Raw genomic sequence first — 1254 nt, 5'->3', positions numbered from 1 at the left:
TGTAATGGTCAACAAATTCTGTAGAGATTCTAAGCGGCATTTTTTAATTCATTATATTTCTGATGTGGCGTCATATAATTAAGCGTAGAATGCCTACGTTTGTAATTGTAAAACTGAATATAATTGTCCACCTCACTTATAACTGAATGATGATTTATAAATGACAGGCGATTCAGTCGCTCTGTTTTTAAACTTCTAAAAAATCGCTCCATTACTGCATTATCCCAACAATTACCTCGACGACTCATACTTTGCGTTATAGTTAGTTGTGATAACCGAGCTCTAAACGAGGCCGCAGAATACTGACACCCCTGATCGGAATGAAACATCAGTTGATTAAGAACCGGCTGTTGACGCTTAATAGCATTATTCAATGCTGCTATAGCCAATTCAGCATTTGGGCTTGTTGATAAGGCATACCCTACAACTTCCCTCGTTGATAAGTCTAACACACAGGCCAAGTAGCTCCACCCTTGATGGTTCCTGATATAGGTAATATCACCGACCCAATGCGTGTTATGTGAATCAGGGTTAAACTCTCGTTTTAAGAGGTTCTGTGCGTACTTATGTTCATCACCTGAGTTAGGGTAGTAATGTTTTTTCTTCGGCCTGATGGCTTTTATATTCAACTTTTTCATCAGTGCCGCTGTTTTATATATTCCAATCGTATGATTTAACGCATTCAGTTCAACGTTCACTCTGCGTCTACCATACGTATAACCAGAATCGTCAGCGATAGATTTAATTAACTCCAGCAGTGCCTGCTCTGACTTATTTGGCGCGACGGGCGCATAGTAATAACTACTTGTACTGACTTCTAAAGCACGACACAACTCAGATACCGTATAGCTTGGGGTCGCTTTCTTCAACGCTTTAATTACTTTAAATTTTGATTGTCGCGAATGAAGAAAGCGGTGGCTTTTTTTAATATATCATTATCCCTTAAAGCTCGCTGTAGCTGCTTCTCTAGCAATTGAATACGTTGCTGTTCTGGTGTGAGTGCTTGTACATTTCCCGGGCTCTTACCATCTAGCTCAGATAGATATTGTTGCTTCCAACGTGATACTGCTGACTTTCCTGCGCCAGACATCTCTTCAATTTGCTTATTGGTATAACCTTCTTCTACCATTAATTTGGCATATTCAAGTTTTTGTTGTGCACTGAGTGTTACTTTTGATTTTCTGGTCATAGTGATACCTTTTGGGTTTAGCTCATTTTACGCTATAAACCTGTCCAGTTTCATTAGACCATTAC

Annotated in this window: 1 protein-coding gene; it reads right to left on the bottom strand. The window is 39.3% G+C overall.

The features are described from left to right. Nucleotides 1-29: 29 nt before the first annotated feature. Nucleotides 30-1189 (bottom strand): IS3 family transposase gene (locus ACT3RM_RS17900; RefSeq protein ID WP_086962489.1). Its coding sequence is split into 2 segments (ribosomal slippage): nucleotides 30-916 and nucleotides 916-1189, totalling 1161 coding nucleotides; the frame shifts between segments, so codons are not numbered across the junction. Nucleotides 1190-1254: the final 65 nt, after the last annotated feature.

The sequence above is a fragment of the Pseudoalteromonas sp. AOP7-A1-14 genome, from assembly GCF_052376275.1.
GTDB lineage: Bacteria > Pseudomonadota > Gammaproteobacteria > Enterobacterales > Alteromonadaceae > Pseudoalteromonas.
Note: the sequence above shows the minus strand (reverse complement) of the source record. Positions and strands in the feature narration are given on the sequence as shown.